General features: G+C 42.0%; 19 protein-coding genes and 1 other annotated feature. Of the genes, 15 read left to right on the top strand and 4 right to left on the bottom strand.

Annotated features, from left to right (window positions below; all coding sequences use genetic code 11):
* Window positions 1-148 precede the first annotated feature (148 nt).
* The 5 genes from B0H99_RS00225 (at window position 149) to B0H99_RS00210 (ending at window position 9,338) form a co-directional block, all read left to right on the top strand.
* On the top strand, window positions 149-1,099 hold the full coding sequence (locus B0H99_RS00225) for an HNH endonuclease (protein WP_106531611.1): 951 nt from the start codon (window positions 149-151) through the stop codon (window positions 1,097-1,099).
* A 250-nt stretch (window positions 1,100-1,349) separates the two neighbouring features.
* On the top strand, window positions 1,350-3,383 hold the full coding sequence (locus B0H99_RS00220) for a Na+/H+ antiporter (RefSeq protein ID WP_106531610.1): 2,034 nt from the start codon (window positions 1,350-1,352) through the stop codon (window positions 3,381-3,383).
* Between the two features lie 28 nt (window positions 3,384-3,411).
* Entirely contained in the window at window positions 3,412-3,567 is a 156-nt protein-coding gene (locus B0H99_RS17685; RefSeq protein ID WP_181313526.1) for a hypothetical protein, read from the top strand.
* Between the two features lie 313 nt (window positions 3,568-3,880).
* Window positions 3,881-5,566 carry a bifunctional metallophosphatase/5'-nucleotidase gene (locus tag B0H99_RS00215; RefSeq protein WP_106531609.1) on the top strand — a complete coding sequence of 562 codons (1,686 nt, stop codon included), beginning with the start codon at window positions 3,881-3,883 and terminating at the stop codon, window positions 5,564-5,566.
* Between the two features lie 280 nt (window positions 5,567-5,846).
* Window positions 5,847-9,338 carry a DUF6359 domain-containing protein gene (locus tag B0H99_RS00210; RefSeq protein ID WP_106531608.1) on the top strand — a complete coding sequence of 1,164 codons (3,492 nt, stop codon included), beginning with the start codon at window positions 5,847-5,849 and terminating at the stop codon, window positions 9,336-9,338.
* 65 nt (window positions 9,339-9,403) lie between these two features.
* Here the strand turns inward: B0H99_RS00210 and B0H99_RS00205 are convergent, their stop codons facing one another.
* Complete coding sequence (locus tag B0H99_RS00205; RefSeq protein ID WP_106531607.1) at window positions 9,404-10,339, bottom strand: acetamidase/formamidase family protein; 936 nt, start codon at window positions 10,337-10,339, stop codon at window positions 9,404-9,406.
* Window positions 10,340-10,484: 145 nt separating this feature from the next.
* Here B0H99_RS00205 and B0H99_RS00200 point away from each other — a divergent pair, with 145 nt between their 5' ends.
* On the top strand, window positions 10,485-12,275 hold the full coding sequence (locus tag B0H99_RS00200) for a S9 family peptidase (RefSeq protein WP_106531606.1): 1,791 nt from the start codon (window positions 10,485-10,487) through the stop codon (window positions 12,273-12,275).
* A 43-nt stretch (window positions 12,276-12,318) separates the two neighbouring features.
* Here B0H99_RS00200 and B0H99_RS00195 read toward each other — a convergent pair whose 3' ends face one another.
* Complete coding sequence (locus B0H99_RS00195) at window positions 12,319-13,992, bottom strand: DUF2207 domain-containing protein (RefSeq protein ID WP_106531605.1); 1,674 nt, start codon at window positions 13,990-13,992, stop codon at window positions 12,319-12,321.
* 97 nt (window positions 13,993-14,089) lie between these two features.
* A complete protein-coding gene (locus B0H99_RS00190; RefSeq protein WP_106531604.1) occupies window positions 14,090-15,079 on the bottom strand; it encodes an ion channel in 990 nt (329 codons plus the stop codon).
* A gap of 307 nt (window positions 15,080-15,386) precedes the next feature.
* Here B0H99_RS00190 and B0H99_RS00185 point away from each other — a divergent pair, with 307 nt between their 5' ends.
* The 3 genes from B0H99_RS00185 to B0H99_RS00175 all read left to right on the top strand — a co-directional run bounded on the left by B0H99_RS00185 (window position 15,387) and on the right by B0H99_RS00175 (window position 18,458).
* The gene (locus B0H99_RS00185; RefSeq protein WP_181313525.1) at window positions 15,387-16,097 is read left to right on the top strand and encodes a GDSL-type esterase/lipase family protein; all 711 of its coding nucleotides are present in this window, start codon (window positions 15,387-15,389) and stop codon (window positions 16,095-16,097) included.
* A gap of 175 nt (window positions 16,098-16,272) precedes the next feature.
* Window positions 16,273-16,803: a divergent PAP2 family protein gene (locus B0H99_RS00180; RefSeq protein WP_106532003.1), complete on the top strand. Its 531-nt coding sequence runs from the start codon at window positions 16,273-16,275 to the stop codon at window positions 16,801-16,803.
* Window positions 16,804-17,027: 224 nt separating this feature from the next.
* Window positions 17,028-18,458 (top strand): carbon starvation CstA family protein, encoded by a 1,431-nt coding sequence (locus B0H99_RS00175; protein WP_106531602.1) that lies wholly within the window; start codon window positions 17,028-17,030, stop codon window positions 18,456-18,458.
* Window positions 18,459-18,705: 247 nt separating this feature from the next.
* On the opposite strand, the gene B0H99_RS00170 is transcribed toward B0H99_RS00175, so the two are convergent.
* The gene (locus B0H99_RS00170; RefSeq protein ID WP_106531601.1) at window positions 18,706-19,533 is read right to left on the bottom strand and encodes an alpha/beta fold hydrolase; all 828 of its coding nucleotides are present in this window, start codon (window positions 19,531-19,533) and stop codon (window positions 18,706-18,708) included.
* Window positions 19,534-19,792: 259 nt separating this feature from the next.
* Here B0H99_RS00170 and guaC point away from each other — a divergent pair, with 259 nt between their 5' ends.
* From guaC to B0H99_RS00140, 6 genes are all read left to right on the top strand, one after another.
* Window positions 19,793-20,776 carry a GMP reductase gene (gene guaC / locus B0H99_RS00165; RefSeq protein WP_106531600.1) on the top strand — a complete coding sequence of 328 codons (984 nt, stop codon included), beginning with the start codon at window positions 19,793-19,795 and terminating at the stop codon, window positions 20,774-20,776.
* 134 nt (window positions 20,777-20,910) lie between these two features.
* Window positions 20,911-21,172, top strand: a binding site (T-box leader).
* Window positions 21,173-21,222: 50 nt separating this feature from the next.
* Window positions 21,223-22,857, top strand: coding sequence for a methionine--tRNA ligase (gene metG / locus B0H99_RS00160; protein ID WP_106531599.1), 1,635 nt, complete (start codon window positions 21,223-21,225; stop codon window positions 22,855-22,857).
* A 129-nt stretch (window positions 22,858-22,986) separates the two neighbouring features.
* Entirely contained in the window at window positions 22,987-23,424 is a 438-nt protein-coding gene (locus B0H99_RS00155; protein WP_181313524.1) for a DUF4279 domain-containing protein, read from the top strand.
* A gap of 47 nt (window positions 23,425-23,471) precedes the next feature.
* Window positions 23,472-23,831 (top strand): hypothetical protein, encoded by a 360-nt coding sequence (locus B0H99_RS00150; protein WP_106531597.1) that lies wholly within the window; start codon window positions 23,472-23,474, stop codon window positions 23,829-23,831.
* Between the two features lie 11 nt (window positions 23,832-23,842).
* Window positions 23,843-24,340, top strand: coding sequence for a hypothetical protein (locus tag B0H99_RS00145; protein ID WP_106531596.1), 498 nt, complete (start codon window positions 23,843-23,845; stop codon window positions 24,338-24,340).
* 43 nt (window positions 24,341-24,383) lie between these two features.
* Complete coding sequence (locus B0H99_RS00140) at window positions 24,384-25,208, top strand: MBL fold metallo-hydrolase (protein WP_106531595.1); 825 nt, start codon at window positions 24,384-24,386, stop codon at window positions 25,206-25,208.
* The last annotated feature ends 25 nt before the right edge of the window (window positions 25,209-25,233 follow it).

Raw genomic sequence — 25,233 nt, 5'->3', positions numbered from 1 at the left:
AGGCTGCCAATTCAGGAGCTTAACTTTTTATTTTGACTGTCAATAGAGAAGAAACTGGCTGATAAACGTACGTACAGAAGAAAATAAGGTAAAATAAAAAATAGCAAAAGTTAAAAGGAATAAGACGGTGTGTCTAGGAGGCAATAAAGTGAACAGTTTTATCGTTATGCAAGGAGAGACCTATCAGCAAGAAAAAAAATTGGGGATCATTTGGTCACCCCAGCAAGATAAATCCGGAATGGTCCCGCATTCATACAAACGAATGACAGAAGTCAGTAAAGGCGACCGGATCTTACATTATGTAAGAGGAGCCATCGTGGCGATCAGCAGGGCAGCTGAAGATTGCAAAGAAGCAATCCGCCCCAATTTACTGGATGGCATCAACAATCTCAACGGCTATCTGGTAGTGACAGAATACCAGGAACTTGAAACACCGGTCGTCATACATGAGCATATAGCAGACATAGCCCCTTTACTGCCGAAAAAATACTCTGCTTTCCAACAGGATGGCAGCGGGAATCCCGGTTATTTGTATACCTGTAATGAGGAGTTGCTGTTGAAGCTGCTGGAAATCATCAGCCTGCTCAATGTGCATGTAAAAGAAGAGGAACAGTTGGAACTGGCAATAGAAGTGGTGCGCAGAACAGAACATCACCCGCTCGTCATGTTGATTGCCGAAACGGTTCTGGAGGCAAAAACGAAATTAGAAAAAAGTGAAGAGCAGTTCCGCAAGCTCCTCATGCCGATGTGGAATCAGCAATGCCAAGTTTGCAGCATTCAGATGGATGCGTTATTGATAGCCAGTTACGCGAAACCTTGGAAAGACAGTGGAGATCTGGAAAGAGTAGATCCACATAACGGCATTGTCTTATGCAGAAACCATGATGCGCTCTACCGGAACGGTTTTTTTGCCATTAACCCTAGCGGCAATGTACAGGTTTCCAGAAAAATTGCTGAAGAGGATTATCCGCTATACGGATTAGCAAAAAAAATGAAAGTTGAAGCCTATCCGGAAAATGAACTTTACTTTAGATGGCACAAAAGAAATGTTTTTCTTGATAAGCGAAAAAGGGTATTAAGCAGACCGCCAGCTGAATAACTAAAAAAAGCCGTCCATCGCTCGTATAGCGATGGACGGCTTTTGGGTTGCAATTATTTGGGCACGAATACAGATAAGGCGGCCGATTTTATTAAAGTCATATCAAAATAGGGCACTGGATTAAAAAACGTAAATAAATTCAATTTTTTCTTTCAGAGCAGTCGTACCAAGAGAGGGAAACCTGAAAAATCGGGTATACAAAAACAAACCAAATAGTAAAACTTAATTCTGTTCAGAATGGGGAACGTCTATGGATTTATTGCTAACCGTCTTACTGCTGCTTTTTTGCTTATTAATCTCCAATGTTGTCAGCCACTATACCCCTTATTTACCGACAGCGTTGATCCAGGTAGTGTTGGGTGTTATTCTCATTTTGATATTCAAAGATATCTCCATTGATATTGAAACTGAATGGTTTCTATTGTTGTTTATCGCACCACTTCTGTACAACGACGGCAGGCATTTTCCCCGTGAGGAATTATGGAGAATGAGGGGCCCGATTTTGGGGAATGCCATTGTTCTGGTTTTAGTGACCACAGTTGCAGGAGGGTATTTTATCCATTGGCTAATACCGTCAATACCTTTAGCTGCAGCGTTTGCTTTAGCTGCCATTTTATCTCCGACCGATCCAGTTGCTGTCAATGGAATCGCCAAACGTATCCATATACCGGAAAAAGTATTGAATCTCGTTAGAGGCGAATCTTTGATCAACGATGCTTCTGGTCTAGTCGCTTTCAACTATGCCGTCGCAGCAGTGGTAACCGGTTATTTCTCTCTGCAAGAGGCGGTGCTCGATTTTTCTTATAAATTCATAGCAGGCGCATTATTGGGACTGGGACTAGGATTGCTTTTCATTGGCGTCCGCTATCTTTTAAGGAAACAGGGGATCAACGATGTAACGTTTTTCACCTTGCTTCATATCATGACACCGTTTTTAATTTTCATTGTAACAGAGGATTTATTGCATGCTTCCGGGGTTATTGCGGTGGTTATCGCAGGAATCGTTCACTCGTTGGTTCGGGAGCGAACGGAAAGTTTTATCGCCGAAGAGCAAATATTAACCGAAAACATATGGAAGATTATTTTATTCAGTTTAAATGGTGTGGTATTTCTGCTGTTAGGGTTAAGTATTCCGGTATCTATGAGCGGAATATTGGAAAATCCGAATGCCGAACTTTGGCCGCTTCTTTTATATGTTGTCATGATCGGCACCTTTATTTTAGGAATTCGGTTTATTTGGGCTTATTTATTCGCTTTGTATGAATATCGCTATAGTAAAGCGGACGACCTTGCCGAACCGAATTTGAAAACAACACTTTTTGTCAGTTTAACAGGCGTGCGTGGGACCGTTACCATGGTTGGGGTTTTATCGATCCCTTTTGTTCTGGAAAGCGGAGAAGATTTCCCGAACCGGTCGCTCATCCTCTTTTTAGCTGCAGGGACCATTCTTTTCACTTTGATAGTAGCGACCATAATCCTTCCGCTTTTGAGCAGAGGAATAATGGACGACGGAGAAAGTGAATCTGAAATGAGTTTGGAAGAAGCTAGAAGACGGGTTCTGTTGGCTTCCATTAATAAAATAAAGGATGAAATGTCCGAAGAGAATGAACCGGCCGCTTATGAATTGATGGATGAATATCAGCTAAGGCTCAATCAGTTAGAGCCGAATGATAAACTGTTGGAACAAAAAAGCAGAAAATACGTACAGAATTTAAAGAAAACTCGATTATGGACATTGATGGAAGAGAGGAAATATATTGAAGAAGTTAGAAAAACAAGAGGCCTAGAACAAGAGATATATGATGCACTGGACAAGTCTTTAAGAAGAAGAGAGCAAGCAATTGAAAAGAATTTTAGGGCTTTCACTATCTATCTGCAAGGAAAGCTGATAAGAGCCTGGAAGCGATTCCGAGGACATTATTTAAAAGAGGAAGAAACTCGCTTAGTAAGAATACAAATAGGGAAGGAAATCCAATTGGAAGCGTTGCAAGCGGCCTATAGAAAATTGGAAAGCCGCCTAGAAGAAGAGCAGCAGGATAAGACGGCCGAAACAGTAGCGATGGAGTATAACCGAATGATCAGCGGATTGAAAAGACCGGAAGCGCTTTTTAATGAGAATTACGATATCCAAAAAGAAGAACTTCGCATAATCATCATGGATATGGCCCGTTCTGAAATTTACCAAATGTACAATGCAGGGCAAATTAGCAGAGAGCAGGCGAAAGAACTTAGACGATACGTGAATTATTTGGAAAGCGTTACGCTCCATGAGCAAATTGAATAGTCCAAAGCTTAGAAAGGGGTAAAGAAAAATGAACATTAGAAAAGTTGAGTCGATTTTGTACAAGACTGGCCGGGTTCTTGGTGATTTAAATGCGATAAAGAATGGGACGTTCCATGAACGATTAGCCCGCCGAGCTGTCAGACGGGTAGTCAACCGGATGACCGGAAAAATCTTTAAAATATAGCTTGTATACAGAAAAAACGATCTGTTTTTTTCAACAACTTTTGTTTCTCTGTAAGAAAATGCACTTAATATAAACTTTACACAGTGCCTATAACAACAGCCTTATCTTTTTTAAATCAAAAGATAGGGCTGTTGTTATGTGGTTTAAGAAGATTAAAGGAGCTGCCTTTATGTAAACAAACTGTTAACGGGACCAATAGATGGAATTTTGCTTATTGTTGTAAATAAACGTCCATGATAAACTGATGATGTATGGTTGCGCTTACACAGCAGTGGATTGGGCCAACTATCAAAAACGATAAGGATGGTGTCAAATGAAAGGTAAATTCATGAAGACGGCAATAGCTTCGGTTTTAGCGGCTAGTGCACTAGGATTCCAGACTGCATTTCCGGCAAACGCGGCAGAAGGAGATTTTAATCTGACGATCATGCATACGAATGATACGCATGCGAACTTAGACAGAGTTGCAAACCGTGTAACGTTGGTGAACCAAATTCGCGAAAAGCATCCGAATAATCTATTGCTCGATGCGGGAGACGTTTTTTCAGGCACGCTTTACTTTAATGCGTTTCAAGGCCAGGCAGATCTTGATTTTATGAATTTGATGAAATATGACGCGATGACATTTGGCAATCATGAGTTTGATTTAGGTGCAAGCGCTGAAGGCCATGCAGCTTTGGGCGAATTTGTCGGCGGAGCCGATTTTCCAATTGTTTCTGCAAACGTCAATGTTTCGAAAGATCCAATTCTAGCACCATTAGATAATAATACGTATACAAAAGAATTTAAAAACGGTGAAATCTATAACGGCATCATCAAAGAAATCGACGGGGAAGAAGTCGGTATTTTCGGTCTTACAACCGAAGAGACTCGTGCCATCTCAAGCCCGGGTTCTGTAGAATTCACTAACTATATTGCGGCTGCAAAAGAAGCAGTGGCAGCATTCCAAGCTGCAGGCGTCAATAAAATCATTGCGCTTACGCACCTTGGTTTCGACGATTCGGCTCAATATGACAACGACCAACTGCTTGCGGATGCAGTAGCGGGGATCGACGTAATTGTGGGCGGACATACGCACTCTAAGCTGGCAACACCTGTTGTAAATAATAAGCACGGCGAGCCGACTGTAATTGTCCAAGCGGAACAATACAATAACTTCCTCGGCCAATTGGACGTAACGTTCAATGAAGCAGGCGTAATCACGAACTATGCCGGTCAGTTGCACGAGGTTGCGAAAGCGGCTGCTAACGCAGAAGCTACGGAAAAGTTAAAACCGTATGCAGATGAGATTGCAGCCCTCAAAAACCAATCCACCGGAGCGGTTTCGAAAGTCGTATTGAACGGGGGCCGTGGAGCTACAGGTGTACGTGCATCCGAAACTAATCTAGGCAATCTGATCACCGATGGCATGCTGGCAACTGCGAAAACCATCGATCCTGAAACAACGATTGCACTCCAAAATGGCGGCGGAATCCGCGCGTCAATCGATGTTGGAGACATTACCGTGGGTGAAGTATTGACAGTCATGCCTTTCGGGAACGCGTTGGCGATCATGAATCTGACTGGCACGGAATTAAAAGCGGCCCTTGAACATTCCGTTAAGGATTACCCGAATGAGTTCGGTGGTTTCCTTCATGTAGCAGGACTTAAATTCACCTTCAATCCTGCTGCTCCAGTCGGTTCGCGTGTAACGGATATTCAAGTCGAGAAAAACGGCAAATACAAAAAATTAAAAGAAAAAGACAAATATAAAGTAGCGACAAACACGTTCACCGCTAAAGGCGGCGACGGTTATGCGCCATTTGCTGCCGCTTATGCCGACGGCCGCGTCAGCGAACCGGGCAATGTGGATTATGAAATGTTTATCGATTATATCAAGACTTTGAAAGAAGTAAATCCGCAAATGGAAAACCGCATTGTGGCGCAAACTCCAGCTTTAAGCAAAGCATGCCAAAAACGAGCATCGACACCGGCACCTGATTGTGCTGTAAGCAACTAAACCTTTGTAACTTAAAAGAGAAGAATAAGATAAGAGCCATTTCCAGACTGTTCTAAGAACAAACCATGGGAATGGCTTTTCTTCCGTTTTCTACTGTTTCTACTGGAATGAAGCAAGAAGAAAAAATGTAGGAACAATAAATCAGGACCTCTCTAGACAACTTTTCATTTTCAGGACCTTTGGGCAATTAAATTGAAAGATTATAACTTTTTAATATGTGCTTAATACTTATTTTGTATAATACTCACGTAAGGCCCACTAAACTTGAGGAGTGAACAATGTGACAAAAAGCTCGATCAGCAAAATTTTGTTAAGTCTTCTTTTAATTTTATCGGTCATCTTGCCTTATTCATTAAAGGCAGAAGCTGCAGACCCAATTTCGGTTGGAGAAGCAATTGCCAACAATACGGGAACTGCAACAGTGAAAGGATTTATTGTAGGCACTGCAACAAGTGGAACCAATTATAATCAAGAAAGGCCGTTCACAGTAGCTACTAATGTTGGATTGGCGGATTCTCCGGATGAAAAAGACCCTGCGAAAATCATACCGGTCCAATTGCCGAGTGGTTCTATCCGCTCAGCATTAAATTTAGTAGACAACCCAGATAATTTCAAAGCAGAAGTAACGATTACCGGTTCACTTAGCGCGTACTTTAGTGTCCCGGGATTAAGATCTCCAACTGCTTATTCAATAATTGCTAAAGGCGAAACACCGCCATCAGCAAAAGTGCTGGATTCCATTGCAGAAGCACGCAACTCGAATGGCGAACTGATTCAAGTGGAAGGTATCGTCACTACGGGAATGGGATTTTGGGGCGGAAAAGCATTCTATATCCAGGATAATACCGCCGGGCTGTATGTTTTTGTTAGCGCTGCCAATGTCTCGCCAGGAGACAAGGTCCGCTTAACCGGAAAAACTTCAGTTTTCTCAGGCGAACTGCAATTGCAGCCAACAGCCGTTGAAGTAATTTCTTCAAACAATGATTTGCCGAAAGTGCAAACGGTTTCGCCTAAAGGGATTGCTGAAGACACTCAAGGCGAAATCATCGAATTGCGAAATGTTGCGATCACCGGTTTAAAATCGATTAACAATTTTGGCACATTCGAATTCACCGCAACTGCTGAAAACGGCGAATCGGTCATCGTCCGAAACGATAACCGGAATGGCTTAACGTATGAAATGTTTACTAGACAATACAAAGAAGGCGATCTTGTTCATGTGACGGGGATTGCGTCTAAGTTCAACTCGACCTACCAAGTGAAAACGCTTGGCCAGGAAAGCTTTGACCTTGTAAATAAGCCTGCAGTCTACACGGACGTTTTTCCGGGGATAGTATCTGAAGGGACTGAGATCAACCTTCGATCCGGTTGGGAAAATGCATCGATTTTTTATACGTTAGACGGCTCTGAACCAACCCTTTCAAGCACTAAGTACTCTGCACCTATCCTATTAACTAAAGATACAGAGATCAAAGCAATTGCGATCAGCAATGAAACATCAAAAGTTTTTACTTTTGAATATACCGTTTTAAAAACCGCTGATTTGAAAATTCGCGACATCCAAGGCGCTAGCCATTTTTCGGATTACACGGGTGTTGTTGTAAATGATATCGTAGGCGTTGTAACGCATATCTACAACTCTGCCAATTTTGTGATCCAGGATACAAATCCTGATGACGACCTTACAACTTCTGAAGCATTGATGGTCAATAAAGCATCAAACGGTTTGGCTGTTGGCGATTTGGTCACTGTCAGCGGAACGGTCGAAGAACATTTTCAAGAAGGTTACTCTGACATGAAAGACAATGATCTGCCGATTACGCGGATCCGCGCAACGACTACGACTAAAACAGGCACAGCTCCATTGCCTGAACCGCTAGTTGTCGGACGTGATATCTTCCCGCCATCAGAAATTATCGATAACGATAACATGGCTTCGTTTGACCCGGAAGAAGATGGCATCGATTTCTGGGAATCTGTTGAACTGATGCGTTTAGCTGTACCTAACGCAAAAATCTTGGGGCCACAGGCATACGGCGAGGTTGTTGTTGTCGCTGAGAATTCCCCAAACACGTATTTCCACAAACAAGGCGGAATTCTTTTATCCGAAAACGACTATAACCCTGAACGGATCATCGTCGATTTTGATGACACCACTTTTGTTGCAAAAGCAGGCGATTCCTTTAAAGGTGATGTAGTCGGAGTACTGGGTTATGGATTCGGCAATTACCGGTTATGGACAGAAAGAGCCGGATTGCCGGAACTTGTTGAAGGAGATTCTGCTCCGGAAATTACTTGGATAGAAAAAGATGAAGAAAAATTGACGGTTGCCGCATACAATATGGAAAACTTCTCGGCAGATCCGAAACATACGTCAGATGAAAAAGCGGCGAGACTTGGCGAATCGTTTGTTAAAAACTTGAAATCGCCAGATATTGTCTCATTGGTAGAAGTCCAAGACAATGATGGCCCGATTGCCTCAGGCAACACAGACGCAACCCAAAGCTACGAACGTTTGGTTGCAGCAATAGAAGCTGCAGGCGGTCCAACTTATAAATTTACGGACATTGCACCGGAATACAATAAAGACGGCGGGGAGCCGGGCGGAAACATCCGTGTAGGTTTCCTTTACAATCCGGAACGGGTAACGCTTGCTGAAGCACCTAAAGGCAGCGCTACGGCTCATACAAAATGGATAGATGGCGAACTTGCTTCTAACCCGGGTCGCATCCAGCCGTTTGAAATGCTAAATACACGTAAACCTTTGGCAGCTCAGTTCAGCTTCCAAGGTGAAAAAGTGATTGTGATTGCAGCTCACCTGAATTCAAAAGGCGGCGATCAAGGACTATTTGGCAAAACACAGCCACCAATCCTCAAATCGGTGGATCAACGCATTAAACTTGCGACAGCAATCAACGATTTTATCAAACAAGGACAAGAACAGGATCCCAATTTGAACGTTGTGGTAACAGGTGACATGAATGATTTTGAATTCACTCCGGCACTTCAGGCATTGAAAGGCGACAACTTGGCGAACAAAGTCGAAGACGTGCCGTTAGAAGACCGTTACTCTTATTACTATCAAGGCAATTCGCAAGTTCTGGATCACCTTCTTGTAACAAACAATTTGGCTGAGAAAACAGAACTTGATATGGTTCATATCAACTCGATGTTCATGTATGAACACGGACATGCTTCCGACCATGATCCACTTCTTGCCCAAATCGATTTCAAAGAACCGGTCGTTCCTGGCCAACAAGAAGCAAAACCGGATTTCTCTGGAGAAAAAGCAGTTGTTGAAGCCGGAGAGCCAGATGCAGACGGCGAATTGGCAATCCATTTTCATGCTCAAACAATAGCCCAGCTTTTAGAGAGTGGCAAAGCGTTAGTAATTGATATGCCAAAAGCCGATTTGGCCCTTTCAGCTGAAAACGTAAAAGAACTGGCCGCAGCAACTGGCGATGGATTCATATTGAACCTTATGTTCGATGATGCACAAGCGGTAGACGGCCGTCCTGCAATTGCAGAACAAATCAGAATTGAAGTTGAAGACACCAGCGGAAAAAGAATCCATTTGAATTTCAAAACCGCTGCATCACTCAGTTTCGAAGTAGACGGTGCTGTCAAGGTTCAGTTTGGTGCACGCGAAGACTTGAAGGGTAAATGGAAGATTTTCCAAGGCAGTTTGAATGGGAATACCTTTACGGTCAACATCAATGAATTCGGTAATTACACTGTCGTAACAAATAAAGGGCAAGCAAAAAAAAATTAGATTAAGATATAAAAGCAGCAGTGGGAGTCCTTCATAGGAACCCTACTGCTGCTTTTTTATTAACTTTATCGGATAGCACCGTGAGGCAAGATGGCATGGACACCTTTTACACCATTTACAACTTGTGTGATGTGTAGGTCAACTGCTGCACTTGAAAGTGCTGTCGCTTCCGTTTTTGAGATGTTATAAAGCGACTGCATAAACTTGACCATGTCATCTAGCGCAACTGCTGCCGCTTCATTCAAATCTTCATTAAAACCAAACGTAATCCAACCGGCAGCCGTATTGGCTCGCGGCATATTGAGGGTCATGTCTTCATGGACAATCAGCGTCAAGTCAACCAGATCCATAGGGCATTCGATCGCCGTGCCAGAACTTTCACCGTCTCCCTGCAGTGCGTGGCCATCTCCTAAGGAAAATAAGGCATCTTCGACAGCTATGGGCAAAAATAAACTGCTGCCTTTTGTCAGTTCTTTGCAATCGATGTTGCCGCCGCAATAACGGGGAGGAGTTGTCCGGTGGACACCCGGCTCAGAAGGTGCCACTCCCATAAGGCCGAGGAACGGGGAAAGGCTGACACGGAATTCTCTATTTCCGATTTTGCAGCTGCCTGTGGAAGTAGTAGCATCCAGTTTCCAATCCAGTTCGAGACGTTCGCTTTCAGTCAGCCCCAATTTCTCATTTTGCCAGCTTGGCAAGCCGCCGGCCCAGTTTCTGCCATACCAGCCGGGAATTACATTATTGGTTCTGACTTCCAGCACCATTCCAGGTTTGGCTCCTTTAATGGCAATAGGGCCAACAAGTGGATGGCCGGGCTGTTCTTCCTTTTCTCTGGACGAGAAAATTGTTCGTTCTTGTCCTTCAGATTCAGAATATCCCCATTGGATATCAGGAGTTTTTAATTGAATAGAGTCACCGGAATCGATGGTCAGTATCGGTTCATAATTCCGGCTGAACGATGAATGCATATTATGCGAATCTAGTTTGATGTTATGAATCATAAATGTCTCCTTTCAAAATCTGTACTTTATATTACTTCGCTATTCGTATTAAAAATCCTTTTAGTCTATGTTCATTCGGGAAAATAGATTATACTGAACAGAGTTATAATTTATCAATTCTGAATTTTCTTAGAGGAGGATGATCATGATTGAGTTTCCGAAACCTAAAGTAGAACAATTTTTCCGTACATACTCGATTACGGACTTTGCCCTGAGTGGAGATGAGGAACGATTGATTTTCAGTTCAAACTTGAACGGCAAGGTGAACCTCTGGGCTATGGACTTGCCTAACCTTTTTCCTTATCTATTTGCGCACCGTGATGAGTCTGTCAGTTTCATCAAGTTTGACCCGAAAAACCGCTATGTTTTAGCTGGTTTTGATAAAGATGGAGATGAAAACCACCAGATATATGCCTTGCCTGCAGAAGGTGGTCTTCCTGAGCCTCTTGTTACAGGAAATCCGGAGGAAAAGTATTATTATGCTCATTTAAGTGAAGATGGCAACCGTTTGTATTACATGACTTCCGAGGGGAATCCTTCATTTTTAAATGCCTATGTAAAAAACCTTGAAGACCAATCAGATACTTTATTGCACGAAGGATCGGAATCCACCACTTACTTGGAATCCGTTTCTGAAAATGAACAAGCGTTTGTCTACACACAATCACTAGCAAATACTTACGTCCGGGCCTTTGTAAAGCATGGAGATGAAACCCATTACCTGACACCCGATCCGGAAAAAGTTCATGTCGCTTTTGAATCCGCTTTTGTAAATGATTCATCCATCTATTTTCTTACAGACTATGACAGCGACTTTGTTTATTTGGCACACTTTGATTTGGAGGATAAGCTGTTTTCTGAAGTGCTGAAGATTGAAAACGAAAGTCTGCAAAATTTAAAGTGGAATAAAGAACAAAACATGCTTTACTTTTCCACCGAAAAAGGAGTAACGGATCTTCTATATCGCTTTGATCCCGATTCCACTAAATTGGAACAGGTTTCAACACCTGTGGATATTATTGATAAAATTCAAATAACAAAGTCCGGAAATCTATATTTGCTTGGTACAAGTGCTACGAAACCGCATAATATCTTTCAATGGATGGGAGATTCCGAATGGAAACCGTTGACGGATAATCGGGTACTTGGCTTATCAGAAGAAGATCTGGTCGATCCGGAAGAAGTCAGCTTTCAGTCGTATGACGGGCTGGAAATTGAAGCGCTTCTTTTCAAGCCGAAACCGGAAAATGACAACGGCCATGCCATTTTTTGGCCGCACGGCGGTCCCCAACACGCAGAGCGGAAGCAATTTCGTTCAATGTTCCAATGTTTCCTAAATCGAGGATATACAATTTTTGCACCGAATTTTCGCGGAAGCACGGGCTATGGGTCTTCATTTGTAAAGCTTGTTGAACAGGATTGGGGAGAAGGGCCGCGGCTCGACTGTTTAGCGGCCATTAACTGGTTGTTTGATAATAAGTTGGCTGATCCCGAAAAGTTATTTTTGATCGGAGGGAGTTACGGGGGATATATGGCGCTGCTGCTGCACGGCCGCCATCCGGAATATTTCAAAGCTGTCGTTGACATTTTTGGCGTATCGAATCTATTCACTTTTGTAGAATCGGTTCCTCCACATTGGAAACCCATTATGGAGCGCTGGCTAGGCGATCCGGTAAGGGACAAAGACCGTTTCACTAAAGATTCTCCAGTCACTTACTTGGATGGGATGGAAAAACCGATGCTAGTAATCCAAGGGGCCAAAGATCCGCGCGTCGTCAAAGAAGAATCGGATCAGATTGTGGCCAAGCTAAAAGAAAAAGGAAGGGAAGTGGAGTACTTAGTATTAGACGATGAAGGGCATGGCTTCTCGAAAAAAGAAAATGAAATAAAAGTTTATAGCGCAATGCTGGATTTTCTGGAAAAACATCAAGTATGAAATAAAAAGGCGAGAGAAGTTTTTACTTCTCTCGCTTTTTCAATTAGAACGCTCCTGAACCGCCTCCGCCTCCGCCAACTCCGCCACCAAAAGAAGCTGAGGAACTGCTGCTTGCGTGAGCGGCAGAGTTGGAATGGGCTACAACAAAAGCCGCAGACAGCAAAACCGGGTTAAATGTAGATGCATTGCCTGCTGTCTGCTGAAAGTGAGTTTCGGCACGTGCGAACGCTTGCGCCTTTTTATCGGATTTTATTGGCTCAGCACCAAGCAAATACGAATAAGCTCGAAATTTTTCATCTTTCGTTAATCGATCCCATTCTTCTTTCGGAAAGTTTTCCAAATCGTTTTCCAGCTTTCTCCATTGTTCCCGGACCTTATGTCCTTCGGGAGTGAGCGGCTTGTAAAAGAACGCAAAGCTGAAAAAGGCAAGGCCGAAAAGTATGGAGATTATCATCAACAAAATCAATCCATAATAACCGAAAACGATGGTTGCTGCTATTGAGGCGGTCCCAAGGAATGCCGTGAACCAGCGCAAAGTTTTTTTCTGGCGATAAAAAACTTGCTGTTTCAGTTCATTTGCAACTGCCTGGTTCCAGGAAGCTAAGGCTTCTTGATACGTATCAGCTGTTACTTCATTTTTTGTATACGCAAAAAGGTCTTCGGTTTGAAAGAAGTTTCCTCCCCCTACTTTATCAAAAAGCAAATTGATTAATATGTTTTCATGCAAAAAATCAGTATGCCGATCTACAAGTTCAAATCGGTCATCAGCAATCTGGGCTACTTTTCCTTTTCTTACCAAGTCCATTAAAGCCGCAGCCAATACATTTGCAGGATGATTCGAAGGTTTTGTAAAGAAAAGGAGTGCTGGGAGACTCATCTTTTCTTGCGGAACCACAAATCCTTCGGAGCTTGCAATGTTGGCTTTCTTGACCTGGCGTGCTTGCAGCCAGGTACCTCCAATTAAAGCCGCAATAATAGCACCCAAGATTGCCATGGCAATAGAGCCTGCATCAGTAGCTGTTTGCCGGTTTGCCATGAAAGTGGCATCCTCAACAGCCAACCTCTGCTTTTCGTTTTCCACTTTGTCGCGTATGGTTCCAGTTTGGGCCGTGATGTTTGGAAACAAATGAGAGTCAAAAACAACCCGGATATCGCCATTTTCTTCAGCCGGAACTTTTCCCATTTTGAACGTTACCGCTCCGCCATCTTGAAGCGAACCTTTCTTATAAGCAGAGTCATATCCTATATATGTTACATCTTCAGCAAGTGCAGGAGGAAAGACAGTAATCGTCATATTCCCGTAATCGCTTTCGTTCCGGTCATCAAAAAATGGCCAATAAAATTCGGTTCCGTCTTGGAATTTTTCTACTCCGTCTTTGATTTTGTACTGCAGTTCAAGTATCAGGGTTTCGTCTTTACCGTTTCGATAAACTTTGTAAAGATTGCCTTCTTGTTCTACATTCAACCGATTACCACTTTCAAAAGCGGTAAATCCGTAGATGGATGCGTTTTGTTTTGGCTGCAATTCTCTCGTGATCCCATTAAATTCCCCATCAAAATCGTACGTATGCCATTCTGTCACATTAACATTTCCATCTTTTGTGAGCCGCGCCTCAATAGTAGTTTTTGAGATTTCATAATCGACCGCAAGCGCTTGGGTTGGAAGAAGCACAAGGATTCCGGCCAATAAAACAGAAATCAAATGTTTCCATTCCATATCGATCACCTCTTTCCTTGTATACGAAAAGAGGTGGGAAAAGTTTCAATCAGCACCGTTTTTTTGAGATCGACACTAACCGTGTTTAGAGGCTTTTTTAATTTGGCCACTGTCTTGCGTTCGCTTCAAGCAGGCCAAGCAACTTTTGTCGCCGATTCTTCAATCCGTTTACTGCAAAACTGAACTCGTCGTTTGTAACAGTCGGCAAACCGCTTTCTCTTAAATTGTCGATTTCTATATCAGGCGGCAAGTATTTGGAAGGCCGGACGTTAGTCAAATCTGTTGTATCCAAAAATGCATCTATGCTCGATCGGGAATCTTTCAGAAGCAGGCTGTTCGGTCTAAGGTCTTCAGGAATTCCCAACAGAAAAATAGTTAATGCTTCATCGAAGATGACTAATCCAATAGCTAATGATTCTTGTGTGTGGCTGGTCTGATAATAATGAAGGATAGGGTAAGCTTTATGCTGGGCAGTCAAAGTGCTGATTTGAGTAGAGTAGGAATTTAAGGTCAAATCAATATTATGGAAATCCTTCCCGTTCCATGTGTTTTTCACTACTTCGCTGCCGGTCCTTCCAATGCCGGTTACGCTTTCTGCAAAAGCTCTTTTGACGGTCACCGCGTTCAACACCGAAAGCAAATAAGTAACAGCCAACGTAATAAAGAGCATTCCAGATCCGGTCGCCAAAATTGTAACGGTCTGCCAAATTCCATTAGTTGGTTTGAAGTCTCCGTTTCCGAGCGTGAACACCAAATAGCCTGTAAAATAAAATTTATCTGCCCAGGTGGCGTACTCATTGAATTGAGATCCGGCGACAGAATTAGGGTCACTCAAGAAAATGAAAGTCCATCCTATCCACAAAAAGAAAATCCATGATAAAAGCGTCATCGCTAAAATGATAGGACCAGAAAGGCTTAGTATTTGAGGGTGGTCGCCGCTTATTTTTCTCAGTGTTTTCCATGTTATGTTCGCTAATCTCCGGGTTATCGGACCAGCGCCGCTGTCCACCCAAAGTGCGGTCCAGAAAAAGTCCAGCATTACAGAAAAAAGTACCAATATGCCCAATATCAAAAAAATAAATTCCATAATTTCTCCTTCCAAAAATCATACTTTCATCTAAATAAGAGACTGAAGAGGGCTGACTCGAAGTTCACTTTATTGTCAAACAACTATTTTATATAAACAAAGAAAGTAAAACTACTGAAATTTATATACCCAAATAACAACTTGATTAACAAAAGATAGATAAGATCAAGTCGGCGCTAATTAGATTTGCATTTGAAACAGGGAAATTAGTCAATAACTTGTTTTGCATTAAAATACGTCCTAATCGCTGAAATGTCCAAAAGATGTTAAAATAAAAAGAGAAGCAATAAGAAAGGGAGGAAGCCGTTTGAAAAAGAATATTCGACCTGGCGCCCTTTTCAAAGGAGCGTCATTTTCTTCTTTATCAAAACAAAAAAAACATTTTCATATAAATAACATCGTCATATTGGGAGATTCTGTCGCCTATGGGTATGGAACTAAAGGCGGCATTGCAAAACATCTAAAAGAAACTTTTGCAGGAAGTAAGGTAACCAATCTCGGAATCAACGGATTAACGAGCAATGGATTGATAGACCGGTTGCATTCTGGTGCCTGGGACCGCTATATTGCCGCTGCAGACATGGTTCTATTGAATATAGGCGGCAATGACCTCCTTCGCGGGTTCCGCAATAGTGGAGCAAAAGGGCTCATCCGTCAATTTTCCCAATTAAAGCGGCAATATCGGAAAAATCTGTTGGGAACTTACCAGCATATCCGAAATTTGAATGAAGATGTCTTGATTGTCCAAAACAATTTATACAATTCCATGAAAAAGGAATTCCAGTATTTCGGTTTTACTAATCTGTTGTTCCGTCTGTGGAATACAGCAATTGGGGAAGAAGGAGTCATCATTTCCCGCACAGATATGATGGGGAAGAATCCTTCCATCTGGCTTGACTCGATTCATCCGAATGAGGAAGGCTACAAGCTGATGCATGAATTGCTGATGAAAACATTAGATTCGACAGGCATCAACTTCAACAAACAGGACACGGCAAAAGAATCTTTCCATAACTGAGGAATGGCGCGAAACTTGCGCTGTTCCTTTTTTATGTCTGCCGAAAAGAGTTTTTAACAGTAATTTGCTTAAAAAACCTGTAGTTTGGGTATTGAAAACGGACAGTTAAAATTTTTAGCAGTTATACATAGAGCGGAGGTCGAGGAAAATGGAGAATATCGAGAATATCGTAAAAATGGAGAAAATGAACCGAGGTATAGTCACTTCTTTATCAGCAATTGGCATCGCACAAGCTTTGAAAATAGTGACACATAAAAAATTAACCGGTGTATGGGATTGGAAACAGGCGTTCACGACTGGAGGAATGCCAAGTTCCCACTCAGCCGGCGTAGCTGCTTTGGCTTCGTACGTAGCAGCGAACAAAGGGGCGGGCCATACAGAAACCGCCTTGGCTGTAGTATTTGGAACAATTGTTATGTACGATGCACAAGGAATCCGCAGGCATACCGGAGAAATCGCTCAGCTTGTTAACGATCTGGAAGAAAGTTTCGTTTCCATATCAGGAGATTTTCCAAGTTTGAATTTTGTAAGACGCGAAAAAGAATTGAAAGAACTTTTGGGCCACCAGCCGATTGAAGTGCTGGGCGGCGCACTTTTCGGAGTTCTTCTCGGAGTCGTTTCTGCTAAAATTGAAAATGATGAGAGAAGAAAAAGAAGACGCGAACAAAAAAAGTTAACGACTGTATATCGCCCAAATTCAGATTAACCTCTGATAATTTATGACAGTTAGCCGTTGCGTTCAGCAACGGCTTTTTTTATTGGAATAATTTAAAATAATAAGACATATTTGAAAAGTTATGGTAAAATAATTTAGTCTTTATCAGACTAACGTACGGAAGCTTGGAAGGAGGCACTGCTGATGTAATTTGTCGCAAGAAATTTTACAGTTTATTGAAAACGCTTTCTTATAAAGGAGTAGAGGTTAATATTATGGTTACTTTTTTTATTGCAATAGTCCTGTTAATTGTTGCCTATTTTACATATGGTAAATTTATTGAAAAAATATTCGATCCTGCAGAATCGCGTAAGACACCAGCCTATTCAAACACGGATGGCATTGATTTTGTGCCGATGCATAAGCAGAAAAATGCGCTTATTCAACTTCTTAACATTGCAGGGACAGGGCCGATTTTCGGACCGATTATGGGTGCTCTTTATGGACCGGTCGCTTTTTTATGGATTGTTATAGGTTCGATTTTTGCGGGAGCGGTCCATGATTATTTGACTGGTATGATTTCAATTCGCAATAAAGGTGCCCATATACCGGAATTGGCTGGCAAATTTCTCGGGGAAGCTTCAAAACATATAGTGAATTTCTTTGCGTTATTGTTGCTTCTTTTAGTGGGAACTGTGTTCGTTACAACGCCTGCGTCTTTGCTTGCGCTCTTATTGGATGGAAAGATAGCCGTAGGATTGATCATCACCGCTATATTCATTTATTATTTCTTGTCGACTATTCTGCCGATCGACAAAATCATTGGCCGATTCTATCCGTATTTTGGCGCAATATTGTTGTTAGGAACCATGGGAGTTGGAGGAGCCTTGATATTTTCGGATTACACTATACCGGAATTATCCTTAACAAACATGCATCCGGCGAACTTACCGATTTTTCCGATGCTGTTTTTCACTATCACTTGCGGCGCCTTATCCGGCTTTCATGCAACCCAGTCGCCAATCATTTCCAGAACTGTCGAAAAAGAATCACAAGGACGTTACATCTTTTATGGCATGATGGTTGCAGAAGGAATCATCGCCATGATCTGGGCAGCGGCTGCAATGAGTATCTTCGATGGCCAAACACTGAGCGGCATGATAAGTTCCGGTACGCCTTCAGCTGTAGTTAATGAAGTATCCATGACGTTGCTTGGAGCAATCGGAGGCACGCTTGCAGTGCTTGGAGCTATTGTACTGCCAATCACATCCGGGGACACGGCTTTTCGTGCAGCACGATCTATTATTGCAGACTACATTAAAATAGATCAGCAGAAACTGGTTAAGCGTTTGATGATTGCAGTTCCGTTGTTCGGTGTATCGGCGTTATTGACGCAGATTGATTTTAATTTGCTGTGGAGATACTTTTCTTGGGCAAATCAGGCAACTGCTGCCATTGCTTTATGGATTGGCGCAATGTACCTCTATATACAAGGAAAAAATTATTTAGTTGCTATGGCTCCTGCACTATTTATCACGTATATGGTTTTCGTTTATATCTTGAACCAGAAAATCGGCTTCAGTATGGATTTGAATACATCGTTTGTTATTGGCTTAGGCTTGACCGCCATTATAGTCGCCTTGTTTTATCTTAAGGCCAGAAAAAACAAAGATGAAGAAGTCGAAACTTCTGTTGCAGTGGAATAAAGAAAGCGGACTCCAAGGAGTCCGCTTTTTATTTTAATGGATAGTAAGCAAGAAAAAGTATACGCTTCGGTTAAATTTAATTTTATAACAGTTAGAACTCTAATCAGCTGGCAAACTTCATTTACTCTTCCTTAAAAAATGGAGTAAATTCTTCTGTTCTTTACGAATGCGCCGTTCCAAAATTGTAAAGAAGTAAAGTGTTTGGCGGTTTTCAGTATAGGCTTAGGTTCAATATTTTAGCTTTTAATTAATTTTTAGGTTTTATGCCAGAACTTTTGAAAAAGCGCATCATTTCTTTGTTAAACTTTTGTGGTTCATCCCAGTACAATCCATGCCCGCTCGCATGGAACGGTACAAGAACAGAATTGGAAAGCCTTTTATTCAATTCTCGCGCCAAGTCAAAGGGGCAGGAACGGTCCTTCTTTCCATGAAAAATAGCAGTGGGTAAAGTTACAGCGCCAAGCTCGCCGAGAACATCATCGTCTCTTAAAGCAATCATAGAGTGGATCATTGAATGGGCACCTGCCTGGAGTCCAAGAGATTGAAACCAGGCAAGAAATTCGGATGATTTTCTTTTGTTGAAATACATTTTGGCATAAAGCGCCATTTGCCGTGGGCGATCCTGAGTGATGTGGCTGATCAACAGATCGACTTCACTGCGGTTCTTGCCGTATTTAAAATTTTTCCGCTTCGTATAAGAAGGAGCAGCGGCAGCCATCAAAAGCAATTTTTCGACGCCTTCTTCTCCAAATAAATTTAAATAGCGGATGGTTATAGGTCCGCCAATTGAATATCCCGCCAGAATAATGTTTTTCAGTTGCAAAAAATCGATGACAGCTTTGATATCATGTGCCATCCGGTTAAAATCATATCCGCTCCAAGGTTTGTCTGACTTGCCATAGCCGCGCAGATCAATCCCGATAAAGCGAAACCCATTCTGGGCTAAAATGACGGCTTGCTGCTCGAAAATTCTGCTGTTGAGAGGCCATGCGTGAACGAATACCACAGGCTGTCCTTGGCCAATGTCTTCAACATGTACCTTTATACCGGGTTCTACTTCAATAAAATGGCTCACAGCTTTGCCTCCTTCCGTTTAATTCTTTATTTCCTTCAACATTTTTAAATAAACAAATTTAAAAAGAAGTCTCGGGTAAAAAAAAAGAGCTGCACGAAGTGAATTGGTCCAAGGAACTTTTGGCTTTATGATTTTTCGGTTTAGTGACAACTATTATCCGAAGATGTTTTGACATTACTTGTGAAATAGAGTACATTATCATATGGACGAACAATAATAAGATAAAACATAAAATCATTCGGATTTAGGAGTGTTAAATATGGATAATGCATTTGATTACGAAGATATTCAACTAATTCCTGCAAAAGCAGTGGTAAACAGCCGTACGGAATGTGACACATCAGTGGAGTTTGGCGGCCGCAAGTTCAAATTGCCTGTAGTGCCTGCAAACATGCAGACAATCGTAGATGAGAAAATAGCAACTTTTCTAGCGGAAAACAATTACTTTTACATTATGCACCGGTTTGAACCTGAAAAACGTTTGGCATTTGCAAAAGAAATGCAGGAGCGAGGACTTTACGCTTCGATCAGCGTAGGGGTAAAGCCTGAAGAATATGATTTTGTCCAGCAATTGGTTGAAGAAAATGTTACACCGGAATATATCACAATTGATGTGGCACACGGCCATTCAAATTCCGTAATCGACATGATTAAGTTTATAAAGAAAAATGTTCCCGGAAGTTTTGTAATTGCTGGCAACGTCGGCACACCAGAAGCTGTACGCGAGCTTGAGAATGCAGGGGCGGATGCCACTAAGGTCGGTATCGGGCCAGGAAAAGTTTGCATCACAAAAATTAAAACAGGCTTTGGCACAGGCGGTTGGCAATTGGCAGCGCTGCGCTGGTGTGCAAAAGCTGCAAGCAAACCGATCATCGCGGATGGAGGCATCCGTACTCATGGCGATATCGCGAAGTCTGTACGGTTCGGCGCTTCAATGGTCATGATTGGCTCGCTTTTCGCCGGACACGAAGAGTCTCCAGGACAAACTGTAGAGCAAGACGGAAAACTTTTGAAAGAGTATTTCGGTTCTGCTTCTGAGTTTCAAAAAGGCGAAAAGAAAAACGTTGAAGGCAAAAAAATGTATGTCGAGTTCAAAGGTTCGATGAAAGATACTTTAGTCGAGATGGAGCAAGATTTGCAGTCTTCTATATCATACGCTGGAGGAGACAAACTGATGGCAATCCGTAATGTGGATTACGTTATCGTGAAAAACTCGATTTTCAATGGTGATAAAGTATACTAAGGAAAATAAACGATAAATTAGATGGAGCAGCCGTAAAATCGGCTGCTTTTTTCTTTGTACTTATTCTACAAGAATTTGAATTGTTGAAATTTTAGATTGTCTCCTTTTCATTTTCTGGTTATAATATGGAAAATACATTAGCGATGATGAGGAAAAGTAAAATGACTGCATTTTCTATAGAGAGCTTCAGCAGCTGAAAAGAAGCGAAAATGCCCATTTGAACAATGGCCTCTGAGCTTCGCACTGAACATTCCGGCACCCGGAACCAGTAGGATGCGACAAGTGCGGGCACTTGTTATCAAAACCCCAGTATGGATTTTTTCTGTACTGAAAGAGGCAGCCTATGTGAATAGGCCGTAAAGTAAAGTGGAACCGCGGGCGAACCCCGTCTTTATCGTTTAAGGATAAAGACGGGGTTTTTATTTTATTTCAAAGGAGTGGAGAAAATGGGCGTATTGATCGGAGGGGCATGGCCATATGCTAACGGCTCGTTGCATCTGGGGCATATTGCCGCTTTATTGCCGGGCGATATATTGGCCAGGTATTACCGGCTAAAAGGGGAAAAAGTTCTATACGTGTCAGGCAGCGACTGCAACGGAACACCAATTTCCATAAGGGCTAGCCAAGAAGGTATATCGGTCAAAGAAATAGCCGATCGCTATCATGCTGAGTTTCTAAAGAATTTTCAAGATCTTGGTTTTACGTATGATTTATATACCCGGACGGATGGAGCTTTCCATCATCAGGCTGTCCAATCTATTTTTCTGGAATTGCAGAAGAATGGCTATATCTACAAAAAGGAAACGGAACAAATGTATTGTGAAATTGACAAGCAGTTTTTGCCAGACCGTTTTGTTGAAGGCATTTGTCCGGTATGCGGTGCGCGATCTCGCGGAGATCAGTGCGATAATTGTTCGACGATTTTGGATGCATTGGATTTATTGGAACCGGAATGCAAAATTTGCGGCAACTCACCGACAGTAAAGAAAACGGAGCATTTTTATTTTAGGCTTAGCGCTTTTCAAAAGGAACTGGAGCTTTTTGTTAAAACCGCTGATGACGACAAAAGGTGGCGTGAGAACGCCATTCACATGAGCAACAGGTATCTGCAAGAAGGCTTAGTGGACCGGGCGGCATCGCGTGACTTGCCAAACGGCGTCAGTTTGCCTGTAAAAGGATATGAAGACAAAAAAATATATGTGTGGATCGAGGCAGTCTCCGGGTATTATTCAGCCAGCAAAGAATGGGCAGAGCGCCATCAGCAAGATGATCGGGAATTTTGGCGTGAAGATACAAAAGCTTACTATGTCCACGGCAAAGACAATATACCGTTTCACACTTTGATCTGGCCCGCCATATTAAAAGGAATCCGTGTACCGGGATTGCCAACGCATATTATTTCAAATGAGTATTTGACGCTTGAAAAAAAGAAATTGTCGACAAGCAAAAACTGGGCGGTTTGGGTTCCGGACATATTAGAGCGCTATGATCCCGACACAATCCGTTATTTCTTATGCATCAATGCACCGGAAAATCGCGACAGTGATTTTTCATGGCGAGAATTTATCTACAGCCACAACAGCGAACTTTTAGGGGCATATGGTAACTTTATCAACCGCTCATTGAAGTTTATTGAAAAGAGCTATGGAGGTTCTATTCCTGCAGCGGAACCGGATGGAATTATAAAAGATAAATTGAAAGTTTTATACGATACAGTTGGCTCTCTTATTGAAAGGGGGCGGACAAAACAAGCTTTGGAGGAAGTATTCAACTTTGTTCGTTTAGCCAATAAGTATTTTGATGAGAAAGAGCCGTGGAACGAAATAAAAAGCGACCCTGCATCATGTGAAAAAACTTTAGCGACTTGTGTGCTGATTATCAGGAACTTGGCTCAGCTTCTGGAACCGTTTTTGCCGTTTTCGTCCCAAAAAGTGAAAGAGCTGTTAAAAATGGATGATTTGAAGTGGATACTGGTGGAAAATGTTGCGCATGATCTAACAGGCGTTGTGCCTTTATTTGAACGCTATGACGTCAAACAAATCGAAGTCGAACTGGAAAAGCTTATAAACCAATCCAAATAACTAAGGAAAGATTATTTTACGGTTTTTCATCACCAAAACTTTTAATTCTTCTATTTTTTATTAGCAGTAAAATGATAAAATAAAGACAGAAATTTCTGGTGATTTTCTTTTGGATGGGAGATGGATTTGATGTTCAACCCTGTTTCAGAAGTCAAAGTTCTTTTCAGCATGTTCGGTGAAGATTTTCCTTTAGAGGAAATACCGAAAGCACTCGGGATAAAACCGACCGAAACATATCAAACTGGGGACGTGATTTCTGACAAAATTGCTGAAGAACCAAAATATCATAAAGAAACCGTTTGGAATATGGGCACTGGCTATGAAAAGTCCTATGATGTTAAAGAGCAATTGGACAAAGTATTAAAGCCGTTGCTAAATAAAAAGGAAGAAATCATCGGAATAAAAAAGAAATACGGCATCGAATGCCGGATTCTAATTTTCGTGATCATCGAAAAAGGTGAGGCGCCGGCGATGTATCTGGAGAAGGAATACATTGATTTCGTCTCTCTTATCGGCGCGGAGATCCAGTGGGATTTGTATGCTAATCCATATGTCAGCGATTTCTAAAAATGCTGTATAAATTTTTTATGAATGGTAAATGGAGTGATCGACTTATGAATATACCAGAGGAAAAAGAACTGATTGAATTTTTGGGGTCAAGACCTCAAAGAGAAAGTGAAGAAGATAGCCTGTTTTACGATACAGCTGCTTTTGCTTTCAGCAATAGAGTAGAAGATTTTAAGCTAACTATCTCTCCGTTCTACGATAAATTTATTTTGACAGTAAAGGACCATGCATCTCAGGAAATAGTGTCCCATATCGAGCTGCGCTCTGTCCAAAAACTTGAAATTGTAAATGGACAAGATTATAACAAAATCCGCTTACTTCACGGAGAATCCGATATTTATCAAAATGTGTTGGAATTTACTTTCAATCCCCGTTTTAAAATGATGTTCGAGGAACAGTATAGATAGGCGGGAAGCCCATGTTGACATATACTTATCGGCTAAACACGAGTATACCGATTCATATAGATGAAAGCAGCGAATTGAGACTTGGGAAAATTAAAATATTGTGGTGCCAGCTTGCCTTTTTATTTTTTGAAAAAGGAACGTCGCTTACTTTCAAATACTGGTCCGGAGATTTATCTGTAAGAAATGGCCACTCCAGTTATGGAATTAAAAAAATCAAGAAGCTGGCCCACCAAGCAAATCTTACAATTGATCTTGATGGGCTAAGCCTGTTGCAAGTAGATTTGAATGCCGACGTAAAAAATTACGTGCTGCAGAGTATTCATGAAAGCGAGAGATGCCTGTCGCCTTTTTTTTATTTTGACGTCTTGGATGAAAAGGGAAACTCTCTCTGCACAGCGCAGGATTTCGGGTCATCAATATTATTAGTACTGACAGTTTCCGATTTGCGTATATTAGTGTCGGATGGATTTGATCTTAATTTTTTGATTAGCCTGCCGGAACATTATTGATAAAGAGAACTCTCTCCTTATTGTTGAAGAAAGGGGGATTTGTTTGGAGAACTTTATTTGTGAAACATGTGGAGTTCAATATGATAAAACCAATGGCATGCCAGAGGGATGCTTGATTTGTGATGAAGAGCGGCAATATGTCAATCCGAACGGCCAATCATGGACTACCTTAAAAGCGATAGTCCAAGAAGGCAGATTTCACAATCACTTCCACAATGACGAGCAAGGAATCCATAGCATACAGACAATGCCCAATTTTGCGATTGGGCAAACTGCGTATTTAATCCGAGGAAAAGGCTTGAATATTTTATGGGATTGCATCACGCTTATCGATTCTTCCACAATAGATGAAATCAAAGGGCTTGGAGGGATACAGGCGATTGCCTTGTCGCATCCTCACTATTATTCGACACAAGTAGAATGGGCGGAAGTATTTGATGCACCAATTTATATCCACGAAGATGATCGGAAATGGGTAACAAGGCCAAGTGCAAAAATTATTTACTGGTCAGGAGAGACGCATCAAATTGATGAAGATTTTATAGTGCATCGTTTAGGCGGCCATTTCAAAGGTGCTTCGATTTTGGAGTGGGCGAGAGGCAATCCGCAAAGTGGAATATTGTTTACGGGGGACATCATACGTGTTGCAGCGGATCGGCATTGGGCTTCATTCATGTACAGTTATCCAAATTTTATCCCGCTTCCGGCTAGTACCGTAAAGAGAATGGCAGAACGGCTGGAAGGAATCCAGTTTAATCGGCTGTACGATGCATTTCATCGCATCATGGAAGAAGATGCCGCTTCCCGGGTCCGAAAATCATCCGGCAGGTACATCGACGCGCTAAATGGAAAGTGGTTCAATACATAATGAGATATTGTCGGGCTTAAAGAAA

It is taken from the genome of Planomicrobium soli (genome assembly GCF_003014655.1).
Taxonomy (GTDB): Bacteria; Bacillota; Bacilli; order Bacillales_A; family Planococcaceae; genus Planococcus; species Planococcus soli_B.
This window is presented reverse-complemented; position numbering and strand designations above follow the sequence as displayed.

Coding starts and splice junctions, on each gene's coding strand:
- B0H99_RS00220 (WP_106531610.1), top strand. CDS start 1,350: ATGGATTTATTGCTAACCGTCTTACTGCTGCTTTTTTGCTTATTAATC.
- B0H99_RS17685 (WP_181313526.1), top strand. CDS start 3,412: ATGAACATTAGAAAAGTTGAGTCGATTTTGTACAAGACTGGCCGGGTT.
- B0H99_RS00215 (WP_106531609.1), top strand. CDS start 3,881: ATGAAAGGTAAATTCATGAAGACGGCAATAGCTTCGGTTTTAGCGGCT.
- B0H99_RS00205 (WP_106531607.1), bottom strand. CDS start 10,339: ATGATTCATAACATCAAACTAGATTCGCATAATATGCATTCATCGTTC.
- B0H99_RS00200 (WP_106531606.1), top strand. CDS start 10,485: ATGATTGAGTTTCCGAAACCTAAAGTAGAACAATTTTTCCGTACATAC.
- B0H99_RS00195 (WP_106531605.1), bottom strand. CDS start 13,992: ATGGAATGGAAACATTTGATTTCTGTTTTATTGGCCGGAATCCTTGTG.
- B0H99_RS00190 (WP_106531604.1), bottom strand. CDS start 15,079: ATGGAATTTATTTTTTTGATATTGGGCATATTGGTACTTTTTTCTGTA.
- B0H99_RS00180 (WP_106532003.1), top strand. CDS start 16,273: ATGGAGAAAATGAACCGAGGTATAGTCACTTCTTTATCAGCAATTGGC.
- B0H99_RS00175 (WP_106531602.1), top strand. CDS start 17,028: ATGGTTACTTTTTTTATTGCAATAGTCCTGTTAATTGTTGCCTATTTT.
- guaC (WP_106531600.1), top strand. CDS start 19,793: ATGGATAATGCATTTGATTACGAAGATATTCAACTAATTCCTGCAAAA.
- metG (WP_106531599.1), top strand. CDS start 21,223: ATGGGCGTATTGATCGGAGGGGCATGGCCATATGCTAACGGCTCGTTG.
- B0H99_RS00155 (WP_181313524.1), top strand. CDS start 22,987: ATGTTCAACCCTGTTTCAGAAGTCAAAGTTCTTTTCAGCATGTTCGGT.
- B0H99_RS00150 (WP_106531597.1), top strand. CDS start 23,472: ATGAATATACCAGAGGAAAAAGAACTGATTGAATTTTTGGGGTCAAGA.
- B0H99_RS00145 (WP_106531596.1), top strand. CDS start 23,843: ATGTTGACATATACTTATCGGCTAAACACGAGTATACCGATTCATATA.